Consider the following 24,485-nt stretch of genomic DNA (forward strand, 5'->3'; position numbering starts at 1 on the left):
ACCAAGCTCAGAGTGAGGGTTTCATGATCGGGTTCACGCTAGACCAATGAGCACCCCTTCTCCCAAACAGCCGCCGACCAATGTCGCCGCCAAGATCAGTACCCTGGAGGACATCGGCAAGACGGTCGCGTCGGCACGGGCTGAGGGGCGTCGTGTCGTTCTTGCCCACGGGGTGTTCGATATCCTGCATATCGGCCATATCCGACACCTTGAGGAAGCCCGCAGCCATGGTGACCTGCTCGTGGTCTCCGTCACGCCGGACCGCTTCGTCAATAAAGGTCCGGGACGCCCGGTCTTCGGAGAGCTGGTGCGCGCCGAGATGCTGGCCGCCCTCTCCTTCGTCGACCATGTGGGGCTGAACGTCGGCCCGACCGCCGAGCCGGCCATCCAGGCGATCCGCCCCGACATTTACGTCAAGGGATCCGACTACGCGGACTCCGCGGCGGACGTCACCGGGAAGATCGTCGACGAGCGGCGCGCGGTCGAGCGGTTCGGCGGCAAGGTCGTCTTCACCGACGACGTCACCCACAGTTCGTCCTCCCTGATCAACCGCTTCTTCAATCCCTTCGAGCCGCATGTCCGCCAGTTCGTCGAGGGGCTGCGGGCCCGCGACGAGCAGCAGGAGATCCTCGACCTGATCGACAAGGTCGAGACCCTGCGCGTCCTCGTGGTCGGCGACGCCATCATCGACGAATACCGCTATGTCACCCCCATGGGGCGGGCGCCGAAGGAAAACCTGGTCACGGTCCTGAACCAGTCGAGCGAGGTCTTCGCCGGCGGCGTCTTCGCGACGGCGAACCACGTCTCGTCCTTCTGCCGCCAGGTCGACATCCTGACCGTCTTCGGCGCCCAGGATTCCTATCGCGAGTTCGTCGAGGGCAAGCTCAATCCGAATGTCGGGTTGATCGGCCTGGAACGGCCGGATGCGCCGACCACCCGCAAGAGCCGCTATATCGACGCCGCCACCGTCCGCAAGCTGTTCGAGACCTATCACATGGTCGACAAGCCGGTGGCCGAGGATATCGAGCAGCAGATCAACACGCGGCTGGCCGACATTGCCGGCGGCTACGACGTGGTGATCGTCAACGATTTCGGCCACGGGATGATCAAACCGTCGACCATCGACGTGCTGAGCCGGCACGCCCGCTTCCTGGCCGTGAACACCCAGACCAACAGCGCGAATTACGGCTTCAACCTGATTACCAAATATCCGCGCCCCGACTATATCTGCATCGACGCCCTGGAGGCCCGGCTGGCCATCGGCGACCAGCACGGCTCGGTTGACGACCTGATCACCCGGGGCCTGGCGCTGCAGCAGCCGAAGAGCAAGATCGCCGTGACCCACGGGCGGATCGGCTGCCAGGTCTATGCACCCGACGAGGCGACCACCCAGATCCCCGCCTTCGCCGACCGGGTCGCGGACACGATGGGCGCCGGCGACGCGTTCCTGGCGATCACCGCGCCGCTGGTCGCCGCCGGCGGACGCATGCGCATTGTCGGCTTCCTTGGTAACATCGCCGGCGCCATCCAGGTCGGGGTCGTCGGCCATCGCACCTCGGTGGACAAGGTGATGATGATCAAGGCGGTCATCTCGATGCTGAAGTGAGACACCATGACGGCACTCGGTTATTTCGACCGTATGCGGGACCACATGCGCGGCGTGCAGGTCTCCGACGCCACGGGTGCGCCGGTCGATCTTGATCCCGCCATCGACCGCCTCGTCGGTCTGTTCGCCGGACTGCCGGCCGCCGGAGGCAAGGCGGTCATCGCCGGGAACGGGGGCAGTGCCGCCATCGCCAGCCACTTCGCCACGGATTTCTCGAAGAACGGCGGGGTCCCGACCCTGGCCTTCAGCGACGCCGCCCTGCTGACCTGCATCAGCAACGACCTCGGCTACGAGAACGTCTACGCCAAGCCAATCGAGCTGTTCGGCCGGCCGGGCGACCTGCTGCTCGCGATCTCCAGCTCGGGCGCGTCGCCCAACATCCTGGCCGCGGCACGGGCCGCGCTGGACGGCGGGATGCGGGTCGCGACCATGAGCGGCTTCCGCCCGGACAACCCGCTGCGGTCGATGGGCCAGTTGAACTTCTACATCGACAGCGACAGCTACGGCGTCGTCGAGTGCAGCCACTTCATGCTCTGTCATCTGGCGATCGACCTCCTGACCGGCGCCTGGCCGGAGACCACCGACCGGGGATCGGGATCGGCATGAGCAAGCATATCCCACAGAGCCTGAGCCCGTTCTTCCAGCCCGACGAGATCGCGCTGACCGAGGCCTTCCTGGACCAGGCCCATGTCATCCGGCCGGCCGAGGACCGTGCGGCCCTGGACCGCATCCAGCGCCATATGGCCCACACCGCCGCATCACTTCTCGACCGCCCGGAGCCGGACGACCCGCTGGTGTTTCTCGACGGCATCCACGAGCACGTGTCGGTGGAGAAGCTGAACGACTTCCGGCTGGCGGTTTTCCGGGCGATGAACGACCAGGACTGGCTGCGCCCGGCCTATTTCTCCGTCGCGCGCCAGGCGCTGCAGACCCTGGTCGGCAACGAACTCTCCATGCAGCGCCGGGTGAACCTGTCGATCCAGCTCCCGAACGACGACAGCTCCCTGCTCCCGGTGCATGCGGATGTCTGGTCCGGCGACTCGCCCTACGAGGTCGTGCTCTGGATCCCGATAGTGGACTGCTTCGCCACCAAGAGCATGTACATCGCCCCGCCGGACCTGGACCGGGAGATCCAGGAGCGCTTTACCGATTTCGAAGGCCGCTCGGCGGAGGATATCTGGCGGCGGATCGAGCCCCATGTCCGCTTCCTGGAGGTGCCCTACGGCAGCTACCTGCTGTTCAGCCAGAACGTCATGCACGGCAACCGGGTCAACATCGAGCCGACGACGCGCTGGTCGATGAACTGTCGCTTCAAGAGCGTGATGTCGCCCTATGCCGACAAACGCCTGGGCGAGTTCTTCGAGCCGATCACCCTGCGGCCGGCGACCCGTCTGGGGCTCGAATACAAGCTCCCAGGCGGCTTTCAGGAGTAGCGCCGGTGCCGGTCCTCACAGGCTATATCGCCAGCCGGCCGATCGCGGAGTCCCGCGTGCCGCAGCATATCCAGAACCTGGTGATCCGCGAGTACTGCCGCCAGCGCGGCCTGGGCTTCAACCTGAGCGCCACTGAATACGCCATCCCGCACTGCTACGTGATGCTCGAGAAGCTGATCGGGGATCTTCCCGCCGCCGACGGGATCGTGGCCTACAGCATGTTCATGCTGCCGAGCCGGGCCGATCGGCGCCGGCAGATCTACGACCGTATCCTGGGCGCCGGCTGCAGCCTGCACGCCGCCTGCGAGGATCTGGTTCTCGCCTCGCCGGAAGACGCCCGACGATGGGAGAACATCCTGATGGTGCAGGAGGCCCTTCAGGCGGGCAGCCGACAGACCGGGTAGAGACCGCCTCAAGCCGCGTCTCCCGAACATCCCTTCCTGGCCGGTGACGTCGGGAGCCAGCCGACTGAAAGGACGGCCCCATGAATTCAGCAAAGCACAGAAGCCTGTTCATTGCTTCCATTCCCAAATGCGGGACGACGTGGATCTTCCACATGCTGGAGCACATCACGGGCAATACCGCCGTGCGGCTCTATGGCGACCCGGTGACCGGTGCGGAGATCGATACCGCGCGCATCGTGCATGCCCATCGCAACAGCACGCCTTGGATCGCCATGATGCATCTGAGCCCCGGGGCCTGGGCGTCGACCCTGTTCCGCGATTGTGATGCCGCTCCGATCGTTCTCGTCCGCAACATCTACGACGTGATCGCCAGCTTCAGCGACGAGATTGAAAAGGTCTTCAAGGCTGGCATCCCACCGCATACGACGATGATCTACATTCCGGACGAGTACGTTGAATGGGAGAAGTCGAAGAAGCTGGACTTCCTCATCACCATCTTCGTCCCCTGGGTCACCTTTTACCTGAACCGATGGATGGCCCTGGAAGGCGAGAAACACTGGGTCCGCTACGAAGACCTCGTAGGCGACACCCATGGGACCCTGCGCCGCATTCTGGACGTTGCCAATTTTCAGGACCTGAGCGACGAACGGATCCATCAGGGCATCGCCGAGTTCAGCAAGGACAAGACCGATCTCGGCTACAAGACCCGCTTCAACAAAGGCGTGGTCGGCCGAGGCTCTGCCATGCTGTCCGATGCCCAGAAGGCCGAGATCCACCGCATTCTCGGCTTCTACACAAGCCTGGACCTGGTTGCGCTCGGTATTCTGGATGAGCAGTAGGAACTCAACCGGCCACACGGCTGCTGGCGAAGGACAATGCGCGCCATGACACACCATCACCCGGCGACCGCAGGATGAGCGGCTTTCAGCCCGTCGACTCCCTCAACAGCCCGCGCTTCGTCGGCGTGCCGACCTTCATGCGGCTGCCTCAGGCACAGCCTGGCGACGAGCTCGACGTGGCGATCATCGGCGTGCCCTGCGATTCCGGATCGCCGTTCCGCGCCGGATCGCGTTTCGGGCCGAACGCGGTGCGGCAGATGTCGCTCATGCTGCGGCCGATCAGCCCGTATCGCGACCACATCAACGTGTTCGAGGCCCTGCGCATCGCCGATGCCGGCGACGCCAACGTGGTGCCAGGCTACTTGATGGAAAGCCTGGAGATGGCCGAGGCGGCGCTTTCCGCCATCGCCGGCCAGGGCATCGTCCCGCTGGCCCTTGGCGGCGACCACTCGATCTCCCTGCCCGCCATCCGGGCGGTGGCGAAACGGCACGGACCGGTCTCCCTGGTCCATTTCGATTCCCACGCCGATACCTGGGACAGCTATTTCGGCGGCAAGAGGCACTCCGCCGGCACGCCGTTCCGCCGGGCCACCGAGGAGGGGATCCTCGATCCGTCGACCTCGATCCAGATCGGCATGCGCGGCTCCCTGTTCCGGCCCGACGACGTGAGCCAGTCCACCGCCCTGGGCTTCCAGGTGATCGATACCGACGCGGCCCTCGCCCTCGGCCCGCAGGCGTTGGCGGAACGGATCGCCGCCCGGGTCGGCGGCAATCCGGTCTACATCACCTACGACCTGGATTTCGTCGATCCGGCCTTCGCACCGGGCGTGGGAACGCCGGAGGCCGGCGGCCCGACCGCGCGGGAGGCGCTCGCCATCCTGCGGGCAATGACGCCGATGACCATCGTCGGCTGCGACGTGGTGGAGACCAATCCGGGCTTCGACGGCCCAGGCCAGATCACCGCCCTCCTGGCCGCCACTGTCGCGCTGGAGCTGCTGAGCCTGATCGCCGTCTCGCGGTAGGCTCACTGCCCGCGAAACGAAAAAGAGCGGCCCGAAGGCCGCCCTCTTGTCGTCCGGCGTTCGGCTGCGATCAGATCGCGGCCGGCATCGCCGTGTTGTACTCGTCCTGGTCGGCGCTCACGACCGGGCCCGAATCCTGGCCGCGGGCGTCCTCGTCGCGGTCCACCAGCTCGATCACCGCCATCGGGGCGGCGTCGCCGTAGCGGTAGCCGGCCTTCAGCACGCGGGTATAGCCGCCCTGACGCTCCTTGTACCGGTCGGCCAGCACGTCGAACAGCTTGCGGGTCATCGCATCGTCGTTCAGACGGCTCAGCACCAGCCGGCGGGCATGCAGGTCACCGCGCTTGGCCAGGGTGATCATCTTCTCCACGACCGGGCGCAGTTCCTTCGCCTTCGGCAGGGTGGTGACGATCTGCTCATGCTTGATCAGCGCCGCCGCCATGTTCTTGAACAGGGCCTTGCGGTGGGCCGCCGTGCGGTGGAGCTTGCGGCCGCTATTGCCGTGACGCATCTCTCGATCTCCTCGTTCTCGCCTGGGTTCTAAGGACGCGCCTTAGAACGGCTCTTCCAGACGCTTGGCCAGTTCCTCGATATTCTCCGGCGGCCAATTGGTGATTTCCATACCGAGCGACAGCCCCATCGAGGCCAGCACTTCCTTGATCTCGTTCAGCGACTTGCGGCCGAAGTTCGGAGTCCGGAGCATCTCCGGCTCGGTCTTCTGCACCAAGTCGCCGATATAGACGATGTTGTCGTTCTTCAGGCAGTTCGCCGAGCGGACCGAGAGCTCCAGCTCGTCGACCTTGCGCAGTAGGTTCTTATTGAACGGCAGATCGTGGGTCTCTTCCTCGGCGCCGCGCTGGGTCGGCTCCTCGAAATTGATGAACAGCTGCAGCTGGTCCTGCAGGATGCGGGCGGCATAGGCCACCGAGTCATCCGGGGTCAGCGAGCCGTCGGTCTCGACGGTGATCGACAGCTTGTCGTAGTCCGTGACCTGGCCGACGCGGGTGTTCTCCACCTTGTAGGCGACCTGGCGGACCGGGCTGAAGATGGCATCGACCGGGATCAGGCCGATCGGCGCGTCTTCCGGACGGTTGGCCGAAGCCGGGACGTAGCCCTTGCCGGTCTCCACCGTCAGTTCCATCGACAGGGTGGCGTCGCGGTCCAGGGTGCAGATCACGTGGTCCGGATTCATGATCTCGATGTCCGACACGGTCTCGATCTGACCGGCGGTCACCTCGCCCGGGCCTTCGGCCTTCAGGCGCATCTTCTTCGGGCCTTCGCCATGCATGCGGATGGCGACGGCCTTGATGTTCAGCACGATGTCGGTGACGTCCTCACGGACGCCCGGCACGCTGGAGAACTCGTGCAGCACGCCGTCGATCTGGATCGCGGTCACCGCGGCGCCCTGGAGGGACGACAGCAGGACGCGGCGCAGCGCGTTGCCGAGCATCAGGCCGAACCCACGCTCCAGCGGCTCGGCAACGATGGTCGCCTTGCGCTTCGGGTCGTAGCCCGCCTGGACATCGAGCTTGTTCGGCTTAATCAACGTCTGCCAGTTCTTTTGGATCACGGCTCAACCCTTCTTTTAGAACGGCGATCCCGTCGGGCTTCCGGACCGGGTCCGGCTGCAACCGACGGGGCTCGTATTCTTCGGGTCCCGGATAGTCGGAACCCCGTCACCTCGCGGGAGGTGTTTTAGACCCGGCGACGCTTGCGCGGACGGCACCCGTTGTGCGGGATCGGCGTCACGTCGCGGATCGACATCACCTGGAAGCCGACCGACTGCAGCGCGCGCAGGGCCGACTCGCGGCCGGAACCCGGGCCGCAGACCTCGACGTCCAGGGTCTTCATGCCGTGCTCGGCCGCCTTGCGACCGGCATCCTCGGCCGCGACCTGGGCCGCGTACGGGGTCGACTTGCGCGAACCCTTGAACCCCATGTGACCGGCCGACGACCAGGAAATGGCATTGCCCTGGGCATCGGTAATGGTGATCATGGTGTTGTTGAACGACGCGTTCACATGCGCGACGCCCGAGGTGATGTTCTTCTTTTCGCGGCGGCGGACGCGCGCTTGCGTCGGTTGCTTTGCCATCGTCTTCCGTCTCCTGATACGGCCCGGCGACGACCCGCCTGATGTGGCGAGCCGGCGGGTGTCGCTGCTAGGTCGTTACTTCTTCTTACCGGCGATCGCCTTGGCCGGGCCCTTGCGGGTCCGGGCGTTCGTGTGGGTGCGCTGACCGCGGACCGGCAGGCCCTTGCGGTGACGCAGCCCGCGATAGCAGCCGAGATCCATCAGCCGCTTGATGCTCATCGAGGTCTGCCGGCGCAGGTCGCCCTCGACCACCAGATCGGTGTCGATGGTCTCGCGCAGCCGGGACAGCTCGTCCTCGGTCATCTCATGAACCCGCCGCTCGGCGGGGATGCCGACCTGCGCGCACAGCTTCTGGGCGGTCGTGTGCCCGATGCCGTGAATGTAGGTCAACGCGACAACGACGCGTTTTTGCGTCGGAATGTTCACACCAGCGATGCGCGCCACGCCTGTTCTCCTCACTCAAGTTCGGGGCGTTTCAAACACCAAACGCGCCCCGCACAAGGAGCCCTTGGCTCCTCGTCGGCCCGCGCAAGAAAATCCGCTAATCAGGGGCGCGGATTATAGTCACGCACGGTCCGAAGTCAATGTCCCAAACCCGGCTATCCGCCCCTACGCGGTGCGCCGGATCCGCCTCGTTCACCCTCCCGTGGAAGGGCTCCATTTCGTGCCGCCTCAGGCGGCGAATTCAACAGCCGCCTCAGGCGGCGAGGATCTGCTCCAGATCCTTGGTCACGTCGTCCATCGGCTTCATGCCGTCGACGGTCTTCAACGCGCCCTTCCCCTGGTAGTAGGGGATGATCGGCGCGGTCTGCTCGCGATAGACGTCCATGCGCTTGCGCAGGGTGTCCTCGTTGTCGTCGCTGCGGCCTTCCTCGGCCGCGCGCTTGAGGATGCGGTCGATCATCCGCTCCTCGTCGACGCGGAACTCGATCACATGGTCGATCTGCAGGCCCTTCTTGGCCAGCATCTGGTCCAGGGCATCGGCCTGGGCGACGTTGCGCGGGAACCCGTCGAGGATGAACCCTTTGGCGCAATCCGGCTCCTCGACCCGCTCGGAGATCATCCGCACGATGATGTCGTCGGAGACGAGCTGGCCGGCATCCATGACCGCCTTGGCCTCCTTGCCGATATCCGAGCCGGAGGCGACGGCGGCGCGGAGCATGTCGCCCGTGGAGAGCTGCTTCACACCGAACTTCTCTTCGAGGCGCTTGGCCTGGGTGCCCTTGCCCGCGCCCGGCGGACCCAACAGGATCAGGTTCATCCGCGTCTCCCCCGGATCTTCGATTTTTTGATCAGCCCTTCATACTGGTGCGCCAGCAGGTGGGACTGAATTTGGGTAACCGTGTCCATCGTGACCGTGCAGACGATCAGCAGGCTGGTACCGCCGAAGTAGAACGGGACCGAGAGCTGGCTGATCAGGACTTCCGGCAGCACGCAGACGAAGGCCAGGTAGGCGGCACCGATCACGGTGAGACGGGTGAGCACGAAGTCCAGGTAGTCGGCGGTGTTCTTGCCGGGACGGATGCCGGGCACGAAGCCGCCGTACTTGCGCAGGTTCTCGGCCGTCTCCTGCGGATTGAAGACGATCGCGGTGTAGAAGAAGGCGAAGAACACGATCAGCGCCACGTACATCGCGATGTACAGCGGCTGGCCGTGGCCGAGCAGCACCGTGATCTGGGTCAGCCACTCCGGTCCGCCGCCGCCGGCGGAGAAGCTGGCGACCGTGATCGGCATCAGCAGCAGCGAGCTGGCGAAGATCGGCGGAATCACGCCCGAGACGTTGATCTTGAGCGGCAGGTGCGAGCTCTCGCCGCCGGTCATGCGGTTGCCGACCTGGCGCTTGGGATACTGCACCAGGATCCGGCGCTGGGACCGCTCGATGAAGCAGATGAAGGCGATGACCGCGATGGCCATGATCAGCAGCAGCGGGATCACGATCGCCGGCAGCGCGCCGGTGCGGCCAAGCTCGAACAGGCTGGCCAGGGCCGACGGCAGGTTGGCGACGATGCCGGAGAAGATGATCAGCGAGATGCCGTTGCCAATGCCGCGGGCGGTGATCTGCTCGCCCAGCCACATCAGGAAGATCGTGCCGCCGACCAGGGTGATCACGGTGGTCGCGCGGAAGAACGCGCCCGGATCAAGAACCGCGGTCGTCCCGCCCGGACCCGGCAGCGACTCGAGCCCCACGGCGATGCCATAGGCCTGGAACGACGCCAGCACGACGGTCAGGTAGCGGGTGTACTGGTTGATCTTCTTGCGGCCGACCTCGCCCTCCTTCTTGAGGGCCTCCAGGTTCGGGCTCACCGCCGTCATCAGCTGCATGATAATCGCAGCCGAGATGTACGGCATGATGTTCAGCGCGAAGATCGTCATGCGCCCGAGCGCACCGCCGGAGAACATGTTGAAGATGTCCAGCACACCGCCCTGGGTCTGCTGGAAGATCTCGTTCAGGATTCCGGGGTCGATCCCGGGCACCGGGATGTAGGTGCCGAGCCGATAGACGATGAGCGCACCCAGCGTGAACCAGATGCGCTTCTTGAGCTCGGTCGCCTTGGAGAAGGCGCCGAGGTTCATCTGCGAGGCGAGTTGGTCGGCACCAGTGGCCATGACTTCGTCCTAGCGTCTGAGGCTTCGCCCGGCCCCCGGCTTGGAACCGGGACCGGGCACACAGACCGGCAGCTTAGGCCGCCGACTCTTCGGCCTTTTGGGCGATGCGCGTGGTGATCGATCCGCCCGCCTTCTCGACGGCCGCGACCGCGGCCTTGGAGGCGGCCGCCACGTTGACCTCGACCTTGGCGGTCAGCTCACCCTTGGCCAGGAGTCGCACGCCGTCCTTGGCGTCGTCGGCGAGACCGGCCGCCTTGAGCGCCGCCTCGTCGATCACCTTGGAGGCGTCGATCTTGCCGGCGTCGATCGCAGCCTGCACGCGGCCCACATTCACGGCGTCGAAACGCTTGGTGAAGTTGTGGTTGTTGAAGCCGCGCTTCGGCAGACGCCGGTAGATCGGCATCTGGCCGCCTTCGAAGCCGTTGATGGCCACGCCGCTGCGCGCCTTCTGACCCTTGTGGCCCATGCCGCTGGTCTTGCCGGTGCCCGACCCGGTACCGCGGCCGATGCGCTTGCGCGCCTTGGTCGCGCCGTCGTTGTCTTTCAGCTCATTCAGTCGCATCGTTCAGTCCTCGTCTGCGCATCCGGGGCGGCCCTGCGGGGATCTCTTACCCCGGGCCGCGCGGCCGGTTGATTACGCCTGGTCGACAACCTCAACCAGGTGCTTAACCTTATCGATCATGCCACGCACGGCCGGCGTATCCTCGAGCGTGCGCTCGCGGTTCAGCTTGCCGAGACCGAGACCGGTCAGCGTCGCGATCTGATCCTTCTTCCGGCCCAGGCCGCTGCGGACCTGGCGCACGGTAACAGTCGCCTTCTTCGCCATCATCAGTCTCCCGATTACTCAGCGCTGGCGGCTTCCGCCGCGTCGCCCTGGCTGTCGCGACCGAAGATCTCCGCCACCTTCTTGCCGCGCTTGGCAGCGATGGACCGCGGCGCGTGGACGTTGCGCAGGGCCTCGAAGGTCGCCTTGATCATGTTGTGCGGGTTGGAGGTGCCGATCGACTTCGCCACCACGTCCTGCACACCGAGTGCTTCGAAGATGGCGCGCATCGGACCGCCGGCGATGATGCCGGTACCGGCCGGAGCCGCCCGCAGGGTCACACGACCCGCGCCGAAACGACCGCTGATGTCGTGGTGCAGGGTCCGGCCCTCGCGCAGCGGAACCCGGATCATCGAGCGCTTGGCCTGCTCGGTGGCCTTGCGGATCGCTTCCGGAACCTCGCGCGCCTTGCCGGCGCCATGACCCACGCGACCGCGCTGGTCACCGACGATCACGATCGCCGCGAAGCCGAACCGACGGCCGCCCTTGACCACCTTGGCCACGCGGTTGATGCCGACCAGCTTCTCGATCAGATCGCTGTCTTCGCGATCGCGATCCCGGTTGCGGTCCTGCCTGTCCTGACGTGCCATGTCTTGGCCCCTCTTAGAACTTCAGGCCGGCTTCGCGCGCCGCATCAGCAAGCGCCTTCACCCGACCATGATAGATATAGCCGCCGCGGTCGAACACCACGTCGCTCAGCCCCTTCTCGATGGCGCGCGACGCCACGAGCTTGCCGACCGCCTCGGCCGCCGCCTTGTCGGCGCCGGTCTTCAGCGAGCTCTTCAGCTCCTTGTCGAGCGACGACGCGGCCACGACCGTGACACCACCGACATCGTCGATGATCTGGGCGTAGATATGCTTGGACGACCGGAACACCGACAACCGCGGGCGACCGGCCGCCTTGCGCCGAAGCTGCGCACGGCTGCGCATCTGGCGGCGCTTGAACAGATCCTTGGACGAAAGCATCGCCGAACTCCTACTTCTTCTTACCTTCCTTACGAAGGATAATCTCGTTCGCGTACTTGACGCCCTTGCCCTTGAACGGCTCCGGCGGACGGAACGCGCGGATCTCGGCCGCAAGCTGGCCGACCCGCTGCTTGTCCGAACCGCTGATGGAGATCGCCGTCGGGCGCTCGCAGTTCATCGTGATCCCATCCGGGATCGGGAACCGCACCGGATGGCTGAAGCCCAGCGACAGCACCAGGTCCTTGCCCTCGATCGCGGCGCGGTAACCCACACCGTTGATCTCCAGGTTGACCGTGTAGCCCGTCGAGACACCGGTGACGATGTTGTTCACCAGCGCCCGGGTCGTGCCCCACATGGCGCGCGCCTTCTTGGACTCGCGCTTCGGCGTGACCTTGACGACGTTATCTTCATGGACGACGTCCACCTCCGCCGAGATCGGGGCGGACAGCTCGCCGAGCTTGCCCTTCGCCTTGATCTCGTCGTTGGCGATCTCGATCGTCACACCGTCCGGAACGGCGACCGGATATTTACCGACACGTGACATCATCGCCTCCGATCAGAATACCTGACACAGGACTTCGCCGCCGACATTGGCCGCACGGGCCTCGTTGTCGGACATGACACCGCGCGGGGTCGACAGGATCGCAATCCCGAGACCGTTATAGACGCGCGGCAGGTCCTTGATCTTGGAGTAGACCCGACGGCCCGGCGTGGAGACCCGCTTGATCTCCTTGATGACCGGCTCGCCTTCGGAATACTTCAACTCGATCTTGATTTCCGCCACACCGGCACGGACGTCATCCTGCGAGAAACCGCGGATGTAGCCCTCGCGCTGCAGGACCTCGAGCACATTCGCCCGAAGACGCGACGCCGGGCTGACGACGACCGACTTACGCGCGCTCTGACCGTTGCGAATGCGGGTCAGCATATCCCCGAGAGGATCGCTCATCGACATTTGCCGACCTCCCTCTTACCAGCTCGACTTGACCAGGCCCGGAATCTGGCCCGTAGAGCCGAGATTCCGCAGCGCGATCCGCGAAAGCTTGAACTTGCGATAGACGCCGCGCGGGCGCCCGGTGAGTTCGCAACGGTTGCGAATGCGTTCCTTCGCACCGTTCTTCGGAAGCTGCTGCATCTTGAGCTGCGCAGCGAAACGTTCCTCGATCGGCAGCGACCGGTCCATCGCAGTTGCCTTCAGGCGGGCACGCTTGCCGGCCTGCTGGGTCTGCAGCTTGCGACGGGCGTTGTTCTTTTCAACAGCGCTCTTCTTAGCCATGTCGTCCTCCGACCTCGATCAATTGACGAACGGAAACTGGAAGCGCTTGAGCAGTTCGCGCGCTTCGTCGTCCGTCTTCGCCGTGGTCACCACGATGATGTCCATGCCCCGGATGCTGTCGACCTTGTCGTAGTCGATTTCCGGAAACACGATCTGCTCCTTGATGCCCATGGAATAGTTGCCACGGCCGTCAAAGCTCTTCGGGTTCAGCCCACGGAAGTCACGCACCCGCGGGAGCGCGATGTTCACCAGACGATCCAGGAACTCGTACATCTTGTCCCGGCGCAGGGTCACCTTCACACCGATCGGCATGCCCTCGCGCAGCTTGAAGCCGGCGATCGACTTCTTGGCGCGGGTCACGACCGGCTTCTGACCGGCGATGCGGGTCATCTCGTCGAGAGCCGACTGGATCTTCTTGCTGTCGCCGACCGCCTCACCGACGCCCATGTTCAGGACGATCTTGGTGATCTGCGGAACCTCGTGCACGTTCGTGTAACCGAACGCGGACTGCAGGTCCGGGCGGATCGACTTGGTGTATTCTTCGTACAAACGAGCCATCTTGCCTTACCTCGCCGCCGAGTCAGCGTCGATCACTTCGCCGGAGCGCTTCGCGACACGGACCTTCTTGCCGTCGCGCTCTTCGAAACGAACGCGCGTCGCTTCGCCGGACTTCGGATCCACGTGCATGACGTTGGACAGGTCCAGAGCCGCCTCACGCTCGACGATGCCGCCCTGGGAGGTCTGGCTCGGACGCGTGTGACGCTTGATCATGTTCACGCCCTGGACAACCACGCGGTTCTCCGAGGGGATCACGCGCAGGACTTCGCCCTGCTTGCCCTTGTCGCGGCCGGTGGTGACGATCACCCGGTCGCCCTTCTTAACGCGCGCCGACATCACAACACCTCCGGAGCGAGCGAAATGATCTTCATGAACTTCTTCGCACGCAGTTCACGGGTCACCGGGCCGAAGATACGGGTTCCGATCGGCTCGCCCTGCTTGTTGATCAGCACGGCGGCGTTGGTGTCGAACCGGATCGCGGTCCCGTCCTGACGGCGGATCTCCTTGGCGGTGCGAACGATGACCGCGCGGTGCACGTCACCCTTCTTCACGCGGCCCCGCGGGATCGCCTCCTTCACGGACACCACGATGACATCGCCGACCGAAGCGACCTTGCGCTTCGAGCCACCGAGCACCTTGATGCACTGCACCCGTCGAGCGCCGGAATTGTCCGCGACGTCGAGGTTCGTCTGCATCTGAATCATGACCTGTCCTCCTAGGTCCGGGTCACGCGCCGGCCGCGGCGTCGTCGTAGACGACCGCGAACCGCTTGTTTTTCGAAACCGGCGCGCACTCGATGATGCGCACCATGTCGCCCTGCTTGAACCGGTTCTCAGGATCGTGTGCCGAGAACCGCTTCGAGCGGGTGATGAACTTCTTGTAGAGCGGATGCATGACCCGCCGCTGGACGTTCACGACCACCGTCTTGTCGCCCTTGTCGCTGACGACGGTGCCCTGAAGAACACGCCTCGGCATTGCTTTCTCCTAACCCTTGACCGGTGCTTACGCCGAAGCGCCGGCACGGGCTTTCTCGCCCATGATCGTCTTAACGGTCGCGATCTCGCGCCGAACCTGGCGCATCCGATCGGAGTTCTCGAGCTGCCCGTTGGCCCGCTGGAAGCGCAGATTGAACGCCTCCTTGCGCAGCTGCAGCAGCTGGTCCTTCAACTGGTCCGGCGACTTCGTCCGGAGATCCTCGGCAACCTTGTTTGCCATCTTTAACTCCTCCGACTCACTCGCCCAGACGGGTCACGAACCGGGTGTCGACCGGCAGCTTCATGGCAGCGAGGCGGAACGCCTCCTCAGCCAGATCCTTCGGCACACCATCCAGCTCGAACATGATACGGCCCGGCTTCACACGGCAGACCCAGAACTCCGGAGAGCCCTTACCCTTACCCATGCGGACCTCGGCCGGCTTGCTCGACACCGGCACGTCCGGGAAAATCCGGATCCACACGCGACCGGCGCGGCGGATGTGACGGGTGATCGCGCGACGGGCGGCCTCGATCTGGCGGGCGGTCACACGCGCGGGCGTGGTCGCCTTCAGACCGTAGGCGCCGAAGTTCAGCGCCGTCCCACCCTTGGCCAGGCCATGGATGCGGCCCTTATGGGCCTTACGGAACTTTGTGCGCTTCGGGGACAGCATTGTCTTCTCCTCTCAGCGGACGGTTAGCGACGGTCGCCGCCGCCGGAACCCGGCTGCTGCTCGGCCAGGCGCTTGTCCTGCGCCATCGGATCGTGGGCAAGCACCTCGCCCTTGAACACCCACACCTTGACACCGCAGGTGCCGTAGGTGGTGTAACCGGTCGCCTCGCCGTAATCGATCTCGGCGCGCAGCGTGTGCAGCGGAACGCGGCCCTCGCGGTACCACTCGGTCCGCGCGATCTCCGCACCGCCCAGACGGCCGCCGCAATTGATCCGGATGCCGAGGGCGCCGAGGCGCATGGCGGACTGCACGGCCCGCTTCATGGCCCGGCGGAACGCCACGCGGCGCTCCAGCTGCTGGGCGATGTTCTCGGCCACGAGCTGGGCATCGATCTCCGGCTTGCGGATCTCGACGATGTTCAGCGCGACGTCGGTGCCGGTCATCTTCGAGAGGTCCTGACGGAGCTTCTCGATGTCCGTGCCCTTCTTGCCGATCACCACGCCCGGACGTGCCGAGTAGATGGTGATGCGCGCGCGCTTGGCCGGACGCTCGATGACGATGCGGCTCACACCGGCCTGACGCAGACGCTTGGTCAGGTACTGGCGCAGCTTGATGTCCTGGTGCAGCAGGTCGGCATAGCCCTTGCCCGCGAACCAGCGCGAGTCCCAGGTGCGGTTGATGCCGAGCCGCAGCCCGATCGGATTGACCTTATTACCCATCAGTCCTGCTCCTCGCGCTCACGCACGATCACCGTGATGTGGCTGAACGGCTTCTCGATCCGACCGACCCGGCCTCGGGCCCGCGGACGGAAGCGCTTCATCGTGATGCTCTTGCCGACGAAGGCCTCCTTGACGAAGAGCCGGTCGACATCGAGCTGGTGGTTGTTCTCCGCGTTCGCGATCGCCGACTCCAGCAGCTTCTTCACGTCGCGCGCGATCCGGCGCTTCGAGAAGGTCAGAGTGGCCAGAGCCTTGTCGGCCCGCTGACCGCGGATCATCTGAGCGACCAGATTCAGCTTCTGCGGGCTGACGCGCAGATTGCGCAGCACAGCCTTCGCTTCGGTATCGTCAAGTCGCCGTTCGGCAGCCTGCTTGCCCATTGCCTGCTCCTCTAGCCTCAGCGGCGCGACTTCTTGTCGGCCATGTGGCCGTAATAGGTACGCGTCGGCGAGAACTCGCCGAACTTGTGCCCAACCATGTTCTCGCTGACGAGAACCGGGACGAACTTATGGCCGTTGTACACGTTGAAGGTCAGGCCGACGAACTGCGGCATGATCGTCGAACGGCGCGACCAGGTCTTGATGATCTCATTGCGACCAGACGCACGCGACTTTTCGGCCTTCTTCAGCAGGTAGCCGTCGACGAACGGTCCCTTCCAAACGGATCGAGCCACCGAACTTCTCCTTACTTCCGGCGCCGGCGAACGATGAGCTTATCGGTCGCCTTGTTGTTGCGCGTCTTCTTGCCCTTGGTCGGCTTGCCCCACGGGGTCACCGGATGACGACCGCCCGAGGTCCGGCCTTCACCACCGCCATGCGGGTGGTCGACCGGGTTCATGGCGACGCCACGGACCGCCGGACGCTTGCCGAGCCAGCGGTTGCGGCCGGCCTTGCCGATATTGATGTTCTGCTGGTCCGGGTTGGACACGGCACCGACGGTGGCCATGCACTCGGAACGGACCATGCGGACCTCGCCCGACGCCAGGCGCAGCAGGGCGTACCCCGCGTCGCGGCCGACGATCTGAACGTAGGTGCCAGCGGAGCGGGCCAGCTGGCCACCCTTCTCCGGCTTCATCTCGACGTTGTGCACGATCGTGCCGACCGGGATGCTGCGCAGCGGCATGGCGTTGCCCGGCTTCACGTCGACGCGGTCGCCGGCGACGACCTTGTCGCCCACGCCGAGACGCTGCGGCGCCAGGATATAGGCCTGCTCGCCGTCCTCGTAGGTGATGAGGGCGATGAACGCGGTCCGGTTCGGATCGTACTCAAGACGCTCCACCGTGCCGACCACGTCGAACTTGCGACGCTTGAAGTCGACGATGCGGTAGGTCCGCTTGTGACCGCCGCCACGACGGCGCGTGGTCACGCGGCCCGTGTTGTTGCGGCCGGCCTTCTTGGTCAGACCCTCGGTGAGCTTCTTGACCGGCTTGCCGGACCACAGCTCCGAGCGGTCAACGATGACCAGCTGGCGCTGCGACGGCGTCGTCGGATTAAAGGACTTCAGAGCCATGGGTTCACACCCCCGCCATCAGGTCGATCGTCTGGCCCTCGGCGAGCGTGACGACGGCCTTCTTGTAGTCGGAACGACGGCCCGGACGACCCCGGAACCGCTTGGTCTTGCCTTTGACCAGCAGCGTGTTGATCGCGGTGACCTTCACGTCGAACAGGCGCTCGACGGCCTGCTTGATCTCCGGCTTCGCCGCGTTGACCGGGACCTCGAAGGTCACCTGGCCGAACTCGGACCCGCGGGTCGACTTCTCGGTCACGATCGGACGGCGGATCAGCTCGTAGGCCCGCTCGTCGCTCACCTTGCCGGCTTTCGGCTTGTAGGGACGAATGCTCATTTCAGGCGCGCCTCCAGCTGCTCGACCGCGCCCTTGGTCAGGACCAGAGTGTCGCGGCGGAGAATGTCGTAGACGTTGGCGCCCTGCTGCGGCAGCAGATCCACCAGAGGAATGTTACGGGCCGCGCGGGCGAAGTTCTCGTTCACCGCGTCGCCGTCGATCACCAGGACCGAGGACCAGCCGAGCTTCTTGAACTTCTCGGCGAGCGCCTTGGTCTTCGGCTCGGCGGCGGCCGCCTCGTCGATGACGATCAGTTGACCGGCCTTCGCCTTCGCCGACAGCGCGGTCTTCAGACCGAGCTTGCGGAACTTCTTGGTCAGGTCGTGCGAGTGATCGCGGACGACCGGACCATGCACCGTCTGACCGCCGCGATACTGGGTGGCCCGCAGCGAGCCCGCGCGGGAGCGGCCGGTACCCTTCTGGCGGAACGGCTTCTTGGTGGTGCCGGAGATCTCGGAGATCCCCTTGGTCTTGTGGTTGCCGCTGCGGCGCTTGGCGAGCTGCCAGTTCACCATGCGGGCCAGGATGTCCTGGCGCGGGTCGAGACCGAAGATCGAGTCGTCGAGATCGATCTCGCCGGTCTTCTCCGCATCGAGGTTGGTGACGTCAATCTTCATGACCTCAGTCCTTCTTCTCGGCATCGTCGGCCGGCGCGTCCGGAACCCCGGCGCCTTCGGCGACGGTCGGATCGGCGGCGTCGCCCATGGCCTCGGAAGCCTGCTCCAGAAGGGCGGCACCCGCCTCTTCCTCGCTCACGGCGTCCTCGGCACCGGCGGCCTTCAGCGCGGCCGGATACGGCGCGCCCTCGGGCATGCCGGCCTTCACGGCGTCACGGACCAGAACCCAGCCACCCTCGGAACCCGGCACGGAGCCGCGCACCAGGATCAGGCCGCGGGCCGGATCGGTGGCAACAACGGTCAGGTTCTGGGTGGTGACGCGCTCGTCGCCCATGTGACCCGCCATCTTCTTGCCTTTGAAGACGCGGCCCGGATCCTGGTTGTTACCGGTGGAACCGTGCGAGCGGTGCGACAGAGACACACCGTGCGAGGCCCGCAGACCACCGAAATTGTGGCGCTTCATGACACCGGCGAAGCCCTTACCGATGGACGTGCCCGTCACATCGACCTTCTGGCCGGCGATAAAGTGGTCGGCCGACAGCTCGGCACCGACCTCGATCAGCGCGTCGTCAGCAACCCGGAACTCGACAACCTTGCGCTTCGGCTCGACCTTCGCCTTGGCGAAGTGGCCGCGCATCGGCTGGGTGGTGCGCTTGACCTTGCGCAGGCCCGCGCCGAGCTGCACCGCGGTGTAGCCGTCCTTTTCCTGGGTCCGCTGAGCGACAACCTGGCAGCTGTCGACCTTCAGCACGGTGACCGGAACGTGCGCACCTTCCTCGGTGAACACGCGGGTCATCCCGACCTTCTGAGCGATCAATCCTGAACGCATCGTTCCCGTCCCCTCAGAGCTTGATCTCGACGTCGACACCGGAGGCCAGGTCGAGCTTCATGAGCGCGTCCACGGTCTGCGGAGTCGGGTCAACGATGTCCAGGACCCGCTTGTGGGTGCGGATCTCGAACTGTTCCCGGCTCTTCTTGTCAACGTGCGGACCACGCAGAACGGTGAACCGTTCGATACGGGTCGGCAGCGGAATGGGACCCCGCACGCGCGCACCGGTGCGCTTGGCGGTGTTCACGATTTCACCGGTCGACTGGTCGAGGACCCGGTGATCGAACGCCTTCAGGCGGATGCGGATGTTTTGACTGTCCATCTTTCCGCTACTCTCAACCTCGTTGGCCAACCGGCCGTTATCACCGCGCGCGCTCCGGCAAGCCAGGCATCGCGCAGAAAAAAATGCGGATGCGCACTGAAACTGCGCTTCCGCCTTCGGCCTTTTGGGGATTGGTGTCTTAAAAACGTGAGACTGCGTCTGACCCGTTCCAAGCGGTCCGGGTCACAGCCAGTCCCCAAAGGTGGGCGGAACCTATTGATGGGGGGCCCCGCCGTCAAGTGCGAATTTCAGATTTATAGCGGTTGTCGGTTTTCCCCGGAAACCCGCAAGAACCTTGCCCTGCAGGGGGCCTCGGCGAACGGCTTCGGACCCGCGATGAGGCGGCGGTGAAACCGATCATCATCTGGTGCCACGGGCGCCGCCCGCCCCTCCATATGGACGGCCCGGCGGGCTGCTGGACGGCCAGGCAGGAGTCCCTGCCCTGCCGTTCCCCGCGATGACGAGTCTCCCGCCTCGGAGCGGCCCAGGCCGACATAGTCGCGGGCGGACTCGGGGCCCGAACGCAAACGGGGGCGCCGAAGCGCCCCCGTCCGTACCCCCACCTGACGGTGTAGGATTACTCGGTGATCTTGGACACGACGCCGGCGCCGACGGTGCGGCCGCCCTCGCGGATGGCGAAGCGCAGGCCCTCGTCCATGGCGATCGGCGCGATCAGCTCCACGTCCATGGCGATGTTGTCGCCCGGCATCACCATCTCCGTGCCTTCCGGCAGCGTCACCGTCCCGGTCACGTCCGTCGTGCGGAAGTAGAACTGCGGACGGTAGTTGGTGAAGAACGGCGTGTGACGGCCACCCTCTTCCTTCGTCAGGATGTAGGCTTCCGCCTTGAACTTCGTGTGCGGCGTGATCGTGCCCGGCTTCGCCAGAACCTGACCGCGCTCCACGTCCTCGCGCTTGGTGCCGCGCAGCAGGACGCCCACGTTGTCGCCCGCCTCGCCCTGGTCCAGCAGCTTGCGGAACATCTCAACGCCGGTGCAGGTCGTCTTCGTCGTCGCCTTGATGCCGACGATCTCGATTTCCTCGCCCACCTTCACGATGCCGCGCTCGATACGGCCCGTCACCACCGTGCCGCGACCCGAGATCGAGAACACGTCCTCGATCGGCATCAGGAACGGCTGGTCCTTCGGACGCTCCGGCGTCGGAATGTACGAGTCGACCGTCTCCATCAGCGCGAGGATGGCCTTCTTGCCGATCTCCTCGTTGCTGTCCTCAAGCGCGGCCAGCGCCGAGCCCTTGGTGATCGGAATGTCGTCGCCCGGGAACTCGTAGGACGACAGCAGCTCGCGGATCTCGAGCTCCACCAGCTCCAGCAGCTCCTCGTCGTCGACCTGGTCGACCTTGTTCATGAACACCACCAGCGCCGGAACGCCGACTTGGCGGGCCAGAAGGATGTGCTCGCGGGTCTGCGGCATCGGGCCGTCGGCCGCCGACACCACCAGGATCGCGCCGTCCATCTGCGCGGCACCCGTGATCATGTTCTTCACGTAGTCGGCGTGGCCCGGGCAGTCCACATGCGCGTAGTGACGGTTCGCCGTCTCGTACTCAACATGCGCCGTCGAGATCGTGATGCCGCGCGCCTTCTCTTCCGGCGCCTTGTCGATGGCGTCATACGCCATGAACGTCGCACCACCGGTCTCCGCAAGCGTCTTCGTGATCGCCGCCGTCAGCGTCGTCTTACCGTGGTCGACGTGACCGATCGTGCCGATGTTGCAGTGCGGCTTTGTCCGCGCGAATTTCTCCTTGGCCATCCCAATATGCTCCGTACGAAAAAGGGGGTGACGTTACTGGCTCGTGACAGGAAGCGGGCGTGGCCGATCAGGCCAGCTTCGCCCGCACCTCGTCGGCAACCGCCTGCGGAACAGGCTCGTAGTGGTCGAACTGCATGGTGTACTGCGCCCGGCCCTGGCTCATGGAGCGCAGGGTGTTCACATAGCCGAACATGTTCGCCAGCGGGACCATGGCATCGACCACGCGGGCGTTGCCGCGCTGATCCATGCCGCTGACCTGGCCGCGACGGCTGTTCAGGTCGCCGATGATGTCGCCCATGTAGTCTTCCGGGGTCACCACTTCGACCTTCATGATCGGCTCAAGCAGAACCGGACCGGCCTTCGCCATGCCTTCCTTGAAGGCGGCGCGGGACGCGATTTCGAACGCCAGCACGCTGGAGTCCACATCGTGGTAGGCACCGTCCGTCAGGGCGACCTTCACGTCCACGACCGGGAAGCCGGCGAGCACGCCGGTATCCATGGCGGACTTCAGACCCTTTTCGACGCCCGGGATGTACTCACGCGGCACCGAGCCACCGACGATGGTGTTCTCGAAGAGGAAGCCCTCGCCGCGCTCCTGCGGGGTGAAGGTCAGCTTCACGCGGGCGAACTGGCCCGAACCACCGGTCTGCTTCTTGTGGGTGTAGTCGATTTCAGCGGTCTTGGTGATCGACTCGCGGTAGGCGACCTGCGGGGCGCCGACATTGGCGTCGACCTTGAACTCGCGCCGCATGCGGTCGACCAGGATCTCCAGGTGGAGTTCGCCCATGCCCTTGATCACGGTCTGGCCGCTCTCGACGTCCGAGGTGACGCGGAACGACGGATCCTCGGCGGCGAGGCGGTTCAGGGCGACGCCCATCTTCTCCTGGTCGCTCTTGGTCTTCGGCTCGACCGCGACCTCGATGACCGGATCCGGGAACTCCATCCGCTCCAGGATGACCGGCTTCAGCGGATCGCACAGGGTGTCGCCCGTGGTCGTGTCCTTCAGACCCGCGATGGCGACGATGTCGCCGGCGCGCGCTTCCTTGACGTCTTCCCGGTTGTTGGAATGCATGAGCAGCATACGGCCGATCCGCTCGCGCTTGTCCTTCACGGTGTTCATCACCGACGAGCCCGTCTCCAGGACGCCGGAATACACGCGCACGAAGGTCAGCGAGCCGACGAACGGGTCGTTCATGATCTTGAACGCCAGGGCCGCGAACGGCTCGTCGTCGGACGACTTGCGCTTCATCTCGGTCTCGCCGTCGACGGACACGCCCTTGATCGACTCGACGTCGGTCGGGGACGGCAGGTAGTCGACGACCGCGTCCAGCAGCGGCTGCACGCCCTTGTTCTTGAAGGCGGAGCCCAGGAAGACCGGCACGAAGCTGCTGCTCAGCACGCCCTTGCGGATGCAGGCGCGTAGAACCTCCTCGGACGGCTCCTCGCCTTCCAGGTAGGCTTCCATGGCGGCGTCGTCCATCTCGACGGCCAGCTCGACCAGCTTCTGGCGATACTCGGCCGCCTGGTCGGCCATGTCGGCCGGGATGTCCTCGTACTCGAACTTGGCGCCCAGCGACTCGTCCAGCCAGCGCACGGCCTTCATGGTGACCAGGTCGACCAGACCGACGAAGTCGGACTCGACGCCGATCGGCAGCTGCATGACCAGCGGGGTGGTGCCCAGCCGGTCGACCATCATCTTCACGCAGCGGAAGAAGTCCGCGCCGATGCGGTCCATCTTGTTCACGAAGCAGATGCGCGGCACGCCGTACTTGTCGGCCTGGCGCCACACCGTCTCGGACTGCGGCTCGACGCCGGCGACGCTGTCGAACACCGTGACGGCGCCGTCCAGCACGCGCAGGGAGCGCTCGACCTCAATGGTGAAGTCGACATGACCCGGGGTGTCGATGATGTTGATGCGGTAGTCGCGCCAGAAACACGTGGTCGCCGCCGACGTGATCGTGATGCCGCGCTCCTGCTCCTGCTCCATCCAGTCCATGGTGGCGTTGCCATCATGCACTTCGCCGATCTTGTAGGACCGGCCAGTGTAGTACAGGATACGCTCGGTCGTGGTCGTCTTGCCGGCATCGATGTGGGCCATGATGCCGATATTGCGATACATTTCGAGCGGATGAGTGCGGGGCATGACTCGCGTCCTCGTCGATTTGAGGTTCCGGCCGCGATCGTCACGGCCGCTAAATAAACGGAACGGGCCGGTCTATACGCCAGCCCGTCCCCAGATGCCAGTGGCAGTTACCAGCGGTAGTGAGAAAACGCCTTGTTGGCGTCGGCCATGCGGTGAGTGTCTTCCCGCTTCTTGACCGCGGTGCCGCGGTTCTGGGCCGCGTCCTGCAGCTCGCCGGAGAGCCGCTGGACCATGGTCTTCTCGGAGCGCTTGCGCGCGGCGTCGATCAGCCAGCGAATGGCCAGGGCCTGGGCGCGCTCGGGGCGAACCTCGACCGGCACCTGGTAGGTGGCACCACCGACGCGGCGGGAGCGGACCTCGACATGCGGCTTCACGTTGTCCAGGGCCTCATGGAAGGTCCGGACCGGCTCGCCGCCGGCACGCTTCTGCAGCACGTCGAACGCACCGTAGACGATGCCTTCGGCGACCGAGCGCTTGCCGTCGTACATCAGGCAGCTCATGAACTTGGAGACGACCTGGTCCCCAAACTTGGCATCCGGAAGGACCGGACGCTTTTCCGCGCGGTGGCGACGCGACATTCCAAATACTCCTTACTTCGGCCGCTTGGCGCCGTACTTCGAACGACGCTGGCGACGGTCCTTCACGCCCTGGGTATCGAGCGTGCCGCGAATGATGTGATAGCGCACACCCGGAAGGTCCTTCACGCGACCACCACGGATCATGACGACCGAGTGCTCCTGAAGGTTATGGCCTTCGCCCGGGATGTAGCTGATGACCTCGTACCCGTTGGTCAGGCGCACGCGGGCGACCTTACGCAGGGCCGAGTTCGGCTTCTTCGGGGTGGTGGTGTACACGCGGGTGCACACACCGCGCTTCTGCGGGCACGCCTGCAGGGCGGGAACCTTGTTCCGTGCAACCGGAACCTTACGACCCTGGCGGATCAGCTGATTGATCGTCGGCATGCGTCGACCCTC

The 24,485-nt window shown here is 65.1% G+C and carries 37 protein-coding genes; 6 read left to right on the forward strand and 31 right to left on the reverse strand.

From position 1 onward, the window contains the following. The first annotated feature begins 46 nt into the window (after window positions 1-46). The 6 genes from ACOQOP_RS12680 to speB all read left to right on the forward strand — a co-directional run bounded on the left by ACOQOP_RS12680 (window position 47) and on the right by speB (window position 5,304). Window positions 47-1,606 (forward strand): PfkB family carbohydrate kinase, encoded by a 1,560-nt coding sequence (locus ACOQOP_RS12680; RefSeq protein WP_420562178.1) that lies wholly within the window; start codon window positions 47-49, stop codon window positions 1,604-1,606. Between the two features lie 6 nt (window positions 1,607-1,612). Further along, window positions 1,613-2,212: an SIS domain-containing protein gene (locus ACOQOP_RS12685; RefSeq protein ID WP_420562179.1), complete on the forward strand. Its 600-nt coding sequence runs from the start codon at window positions 1,613-1,615 to the stop codon at window positions 2,210-2,212. Continuing rightward, a complete protein-coding gene (locus ACOQOP_RS12690; protein WP_420562180.1) occupies window positions 2,209-3,039 on the forward strand; it encodes a sporadic carbohydrate cluster 2OG-Fe(II) oxygenase in 831 nt (276 codons plus the stop codon). The genes ACOQOP_RS12685 and ACOQOP_RS12690 overlap by 4 nt, the downstream gene beginning before the upstream one ends. 5 nt (window positions 3,040-3,044) lie before the next feature. Continuing rightward, window positions 3,045-3,443, forward strand: coding sequence for an LIC12192 family sporadic carbohydrate cluster protein (locus ACOQOP_RS12695; protein ID WP_420562181.1), 399 nt, complete (start codon window positions 3,045-3,047; stop codon window positions 3,441-3,443). Window positions 3,444-3,523: 80 nt separating this feature from the next. Then, a complete protein-coding gene (locus ACOQOP_RS12700; RefSeq protein ID WP_420562182.1) occupies window positions 3,524-4,282 on the forward strand; it encodes a sulfotransferase domain-containing protein in 759 nt (252 codons plus the stop codon). A gap of 74 nt (window positions 4,283-4,356) precedes the next feature. Next, complete coding sequence (gene speB, locus ACOQOP_RS12705) at window positions 4,357-5,304, forward strand: agmatinase (protein WP_420562183.1); 948 nt, start codon at window positions 4,357-4,359, stop codon at window positions 5,302-5,304. A 70-nt stretch (window positions 5,305-5,374) separates the two neighbouring features. Here the strand turns inward: speB and rplQ are convergent, their stop codons facing one another. The 31 genes from rplQ to rpsL all read right to left on the reverse strand — a co-directional run bounded on the left by rplQ (window position 5,375) and on the right by rpsL (window position 24,473). Continuing rightward, on the reverse strand, window positions 5,375-5,815 hold the full coding sequence (gene rplQ / locus ACOQOP_RS12710; RefSeq protein WP_420562184.1) for a 50S ribosomal protein L17: 441 nt from the start codon (window positions 5,813-5,815) through the stop codon (window positions 5,375-5,377). A 42-nt stretch (window positions 5,816-5,857) separates the two neighbouring features. Further along, window positions 5,858-6,874 (reverse strand): DNA-directed RNA polymerase subunit alpha, encoded by a 1,017-nt coding sequence (locus ACOQOP_RS12715; protein WP_420562185.1) that lies wholly within the window; start codon window positions 6,872-6,874, stop codon window positions 5,858-5,860. A gap of 125 nt (window positions 6,875-6,999) precedes the next feature. Further along, window positions 7,000-7,395 (reverse strand): 30S ribosomal protein S11, encoded by a 396-nt coding sequence (gene rpsK, locus ACOQOP_RS12720; RefSeq protein ID WP_420562186.1) that lies wholly within the window; start codon window positions 7,393-7,395, stop codon window positions 7,000-7,002. A 75-nt stretch (window positions 7,396-7,470) separates the two neighbouring features. Continuing rightward, the gene (rpsM, locus tag ACOQOP_RS12725; protein ID WP_322332380.1) at window positions 7,471-7,839 is read right to left on the reverse strand and encodes a 30S ribosomal protein S13; all 369 of its coding nucleotides are present in this window, start codon (window positions 7,837-7,839) and stop codon (window positions 7,471-7,473) included. 253 nt (window positions 7,840-8,092) lie between these two features. Next, window positions 8,093-8,656: an adenylate kinase gene (locus ACOQOP_RS12730; protein ID WP_420562187.1), complete on the reverse strand. Its 564-nt coding sequence runs from the start codon at window positions 8,654-8,656 to the stop codon at window positions 8,093-8,095. Then, window positions 8,653-10,002, reverse strand: a complete 1,350-nt coding sequence (gene secY / locus ACOQOP_RS12735; RefSeq protein ID WP_420562188.1) for a preprotein translocase subunit SecY — start codon at window positions 10,000-10,002, stop codon at window positions 8,653-8,655. Before secY ends, ACOQOP_RS12730 begins: the two co-directional genes overlap by 4 nt. A 73-nt stretch (window positions 10,003-10,075) precedes the next feature. Next, window positions 10,076-10,564, reverse strand: a complete 489-nt coding sequence (gene rplO, locus ACOQOP_RS12740) for a 50S ribosomal protein L15 (RefSeq protein WP_420562189.1) — start codon at window positions 10,562-10,564, stop codon at window positions 10,076-10,078. A gap of 72 nt (window positions 10,565-10,636) precedes the next feature. Then, window positions 10,637-10,828, reverse strand: coding sequence for a 50S ribosomal protein L30 (gene rpmD / locus ACOQOP_RS12745; protein ID WP_420562190.1), 192 nt, complete (start codon window positions 10,826-10,828; stop codon window positions 10,637-10,639). Between the two features lie 14 nt (window positions 10,829-10,842). Beyond that, window positions 10,843-11,415 carry a 30S ribosomal protein S5 gene (gene rpsE / locus ACOQOP_RS12750; protein ID WP_420562191.1) on the reverse strand — a complete coding sequence of 191 codons (573 nt, stop codon included), beginning with the start codon at window positions 11,413-11,415 and terminating at the stop codon, window positions 10,843-10,845. Between the two features lie 13 nt (window positions 11,416-11,428). Beyond that, window positions 11,429-11,791, reverse strand: coding sequence for a 50S ribosomal protein L18 (gene rplR, locus ACOQOP_RS12755; RefSeq protein ID WP_420562192.1), 363 nt, complete (start codon window positions 11,789-11,791; stop codon window positions 11,429-11,431). A gap of 10 nt (window positions 11,792-11,801) precedes the next feature. Then, entirely contained in the window at window positions 11,802-12,335 is a 534-nt protein-coding gene (gene rplF / locus ACOQOP_RS12760; RefSeq protein ID WP_420562193.1) for a 50S ribosomal protein L6, read from the reverse strand. A 12-nt stretch (window positions 12,336-12,347) separates the two neighbouring features. Further along, window positions 12,348-12,746 carry a 30S ribosomal protein S8 gene (rpsH, locus tag ACOQOP_RS12765; RefSeq protein WP_322332386.1) on the reverse strand — a complete coding sequence of 133 codons (399 nt, stop codon included), beginning with the start codon at window positions 12,744-12,746 and terminating at the stop codon, window positions 12,348-12,350. Between the two features lie 15 nt (window positions 12,747-12,761). Continuing rightward, window positions 12,762-13,067: a 30S ribosomal protein S14 gene (rpsN, locus tag ACOQOP_RS12770; protein ID WP_420562194.1), complete on the reverse strand. Its 306-nt coding sequence runs from the start codon at window positions 13,065-13,067 to the stop codon at window positions 12,762-12,764. Window positions 13,068-13,085: 18 nt separating this feature from the next. Next, a complete protein-coding gene (rplE, locus tag ACOQOP_RS12775) occupies window positions 13,086-13,625 on the reverse strand; it encodes a 50S ribosomal protein L5 (RefSeq protein ID WP_420562195.1) in 540 nt (179 codons plus the stop codon). A gap of 6 nt (window positions 13,626-13,631) precedes the next feature. Continuing rightward, the gene (gene rplX, locus ACOQOP_RS12780; RefSeq protein WP_420562196.1) at window positions 13,632-13,961 is read right to left on the reverse strand and encodes a 50S ribosomal protein L24; all 330 of its coding nucleotides are present in this window, start codon (window positions 13,959-13,961) and stop codon (window positions 13,632-13,634) included. Then, complete coding sequence (gene rplN, locus ACOQOP_RS12785) at window positions 13,961-14,329, reverse strand: 50S ribosomal protein L14 (protein WP_322332389.1); 369 nt, start codon at window positions 14,327-14,329, stop codon at window positions 13,961-13,963. The genes rplX and rplN overlap by 1 nt, the downstream gene beginning before the upstream one ends. Window positions 14,330-14,351: 22 nt before the next feature. Next, complete coding sequence (gene rpsQ, locus ACOQOP_RS12790; protein ID WP_322332390.1) at window positions 14,352-14,600, reverse strand: 30S ribosomal protein S17; 249 nt, start codon at window positions 14,598-14,600, stop codon at window positions 14,352-14,354. Between the two features lie 27 nt (window positions 14,601-14,627). Then, window positions 14,628-14,840: a 50S ribosomal protein L29 gene (gene rpmC / locus ACOQOP_RS12795; protein ID WP_420562197.1), complete on the reverse strand. Its 213-nt coding sequence runs from the start codon at window positions 14,838-14,840 to the stop codon at window positions 14,628-14,630. A 16-nt stretch (window positions 14,841-14,856) separates the two neighbouring features. Then, window positions 14,857-15,270: a 50S ribosomal protein L16 gene (gene rplP / locus ACOQOP_RS12800; protein ID WP_028795251.1), complete on the reverse strand. Its 414-nt coding sequence runs from the start codon at window positions 15,268-15,270 to the stop codon at window positions 14,857-14,859. A gap of 23 nt (window positions 15,271-15,293) precedes the next feature. Next, window positions 15,294-15,989, reverse strand: coding sequence for a 30S ribosomal protein S3 (gene rpsC, locus ACOQOP_RS12805; RefSeq protein ID WP_420562198.1), 696 nt, complete (start codon window positions 15,987-15,989; stop codon window positions 15,294-15,296). Further along, complete coding sequence (gene rplV / locus ACOQOP_RS12810; RefSeq protein ID WP_420562199.1) at window positions 15,989-16,369, reverse strand: 50S ribosomal protein L22; 381 nt, start codon at window positions 16,367-16,369, stop codon at window positions 15,989-15,991. The genes rpsC and rplV overlap by 1 nt, the downstream gene beginning before the upstream one ends. 17 nt (window positions 16,370-16,386) lie before the next feature. After that, a complete protein-coding gene (gene rpsS / locus ACOQOP_RS12815; protein WP_420562200.1) occupies window positions 16,387-16,662 on the reverse strand; it encodes a 30S ribosomal protein S19 in 276 nt (91 codons plus the stop codon). An 11-nt stretch (window positions 16,663-16,673) separates the two neighbouring features. Continuing rightward, window positions 16,674-17,498, reverse strand: coding sequence for a 50S ribosomal protein L2 (gene rplB / locus ACOQOP_RS12820; protein WP_420562201.1), 825 nt, complete (start codon window positions 17,496-17,498; stop codon window positions 16,674-16,676). Window positions 17,499-17,502: 4 nt separating this feature from the next. After that, entirely contained in the window at window positions 17,503-17,832 is a 330-nt protein-coding gene (locus ACOQOP_RS12825; protein ID WP_420562202.1) for a 50S ribosomal protein L23, read from the reverse strand. Further along, the gene (gene rplD / locus ACOQOP_RS12830) at window positions 17,829-18,449 is read right to left on the reverse strand and encodes a 50S ribosomal protein L4 (protein ID WP_420562203.1); all 621 of its coding nucleotides are present in this window, start codon (window positions 18,447-18,449) and stop codon (window positions 17,829-17,831) included. The genes ACOQOP_RS12825 and rplD overlap by 4 nt, the downstream gene beginning before the upstream one ends. Window positions 18,450-18,453: 4 nt before the next feature. Beyond that, on the reverse strand, window positions 18,454-19,278 hold the full coding sequence (rplC, locus tag ACOQOP_RS12835) for a 50S ribosomal protein L3 (RefSeq protein ID WP_420562204.1): 825 nt from the start codon (window positions 19,276-19,278) through the stop codon (window positions 18,454-18,456). A 13-nt stretch (window positions 19,279-19,291) separates the two neighbouring features. Continuing rightward, on the reverse strand, window positions 19,292-19,600 hold the full coding sequence (rpsJ, locus tag ACOQOP_RS12840; RefSeq protein ID WP_028795259.1) for a 30S ribosomal protein S10: 309 nt from the start codon (window positions 19,598-19,600) through the stop codon (window positions 19,292-19,294). Between the two features lie 577 nt (window positions 19,601-20,177). Then, window positions 20,178-21,368: an elongation factor Tu gene (tuf, locus tag ACOQOP_RS12845; protein WP_420562205.1), complete on the reverse strand. Its 1,191-nt coding sequence runs from the start codon at window positions 21,366-21,368 to the stop codon at window positions 20,178-20,180. A gap of 67 nt (window positions 21,369-21,435) precedes the next feature. After that, a complete protein-coding gene (fusA, locus tag ACOQOP_RS12850; protein WP_420562206.1) occupies window positions 21,436-23,511 on the reverse strand; it encodes an elongation factor G in 2,076 nt (691 codons plus the stop codon). Window positions 23,512-23,618: 107 nt separating this feature from the next. After that, on the reverse strand, window positions 23,619-24,089 hold the full coding sequence (rpsG, locus tag ACOQOP_RS12855; protein ID WP_028795262.1) for a 30S ribosomal protein S7: 471 nt from the start codon (window positions 24,087-24,089) through the stop codon (window positions 23,619-23,621). 12 nt (window positions 24,090-24,101) lie between these two features. Continuing rightward, window positions 24,102-24,473, reverse strand: coding sequence for a 30S ribosomal protein S12 (gene rpsL, locus ACOQOP_RS12860; protein ID WP_028795263.1), 372 nt, complete (start codon window positions 24,471-24,473; stop codon window positions 24,102-24,104). Window positions 24,474-24,485 lie beyond the last annotated feature (12 nt).

Origin of the sequence: Thalassobaculum sp. (assembly GCF_965223715.1) — a bacterium.
Taxonomy (GTDB): Bacteria; Pseudomonadota; Alphaproteobacteria; order Thalassobaculales; family Thalassobaculaceae; genus Thalassobaculum.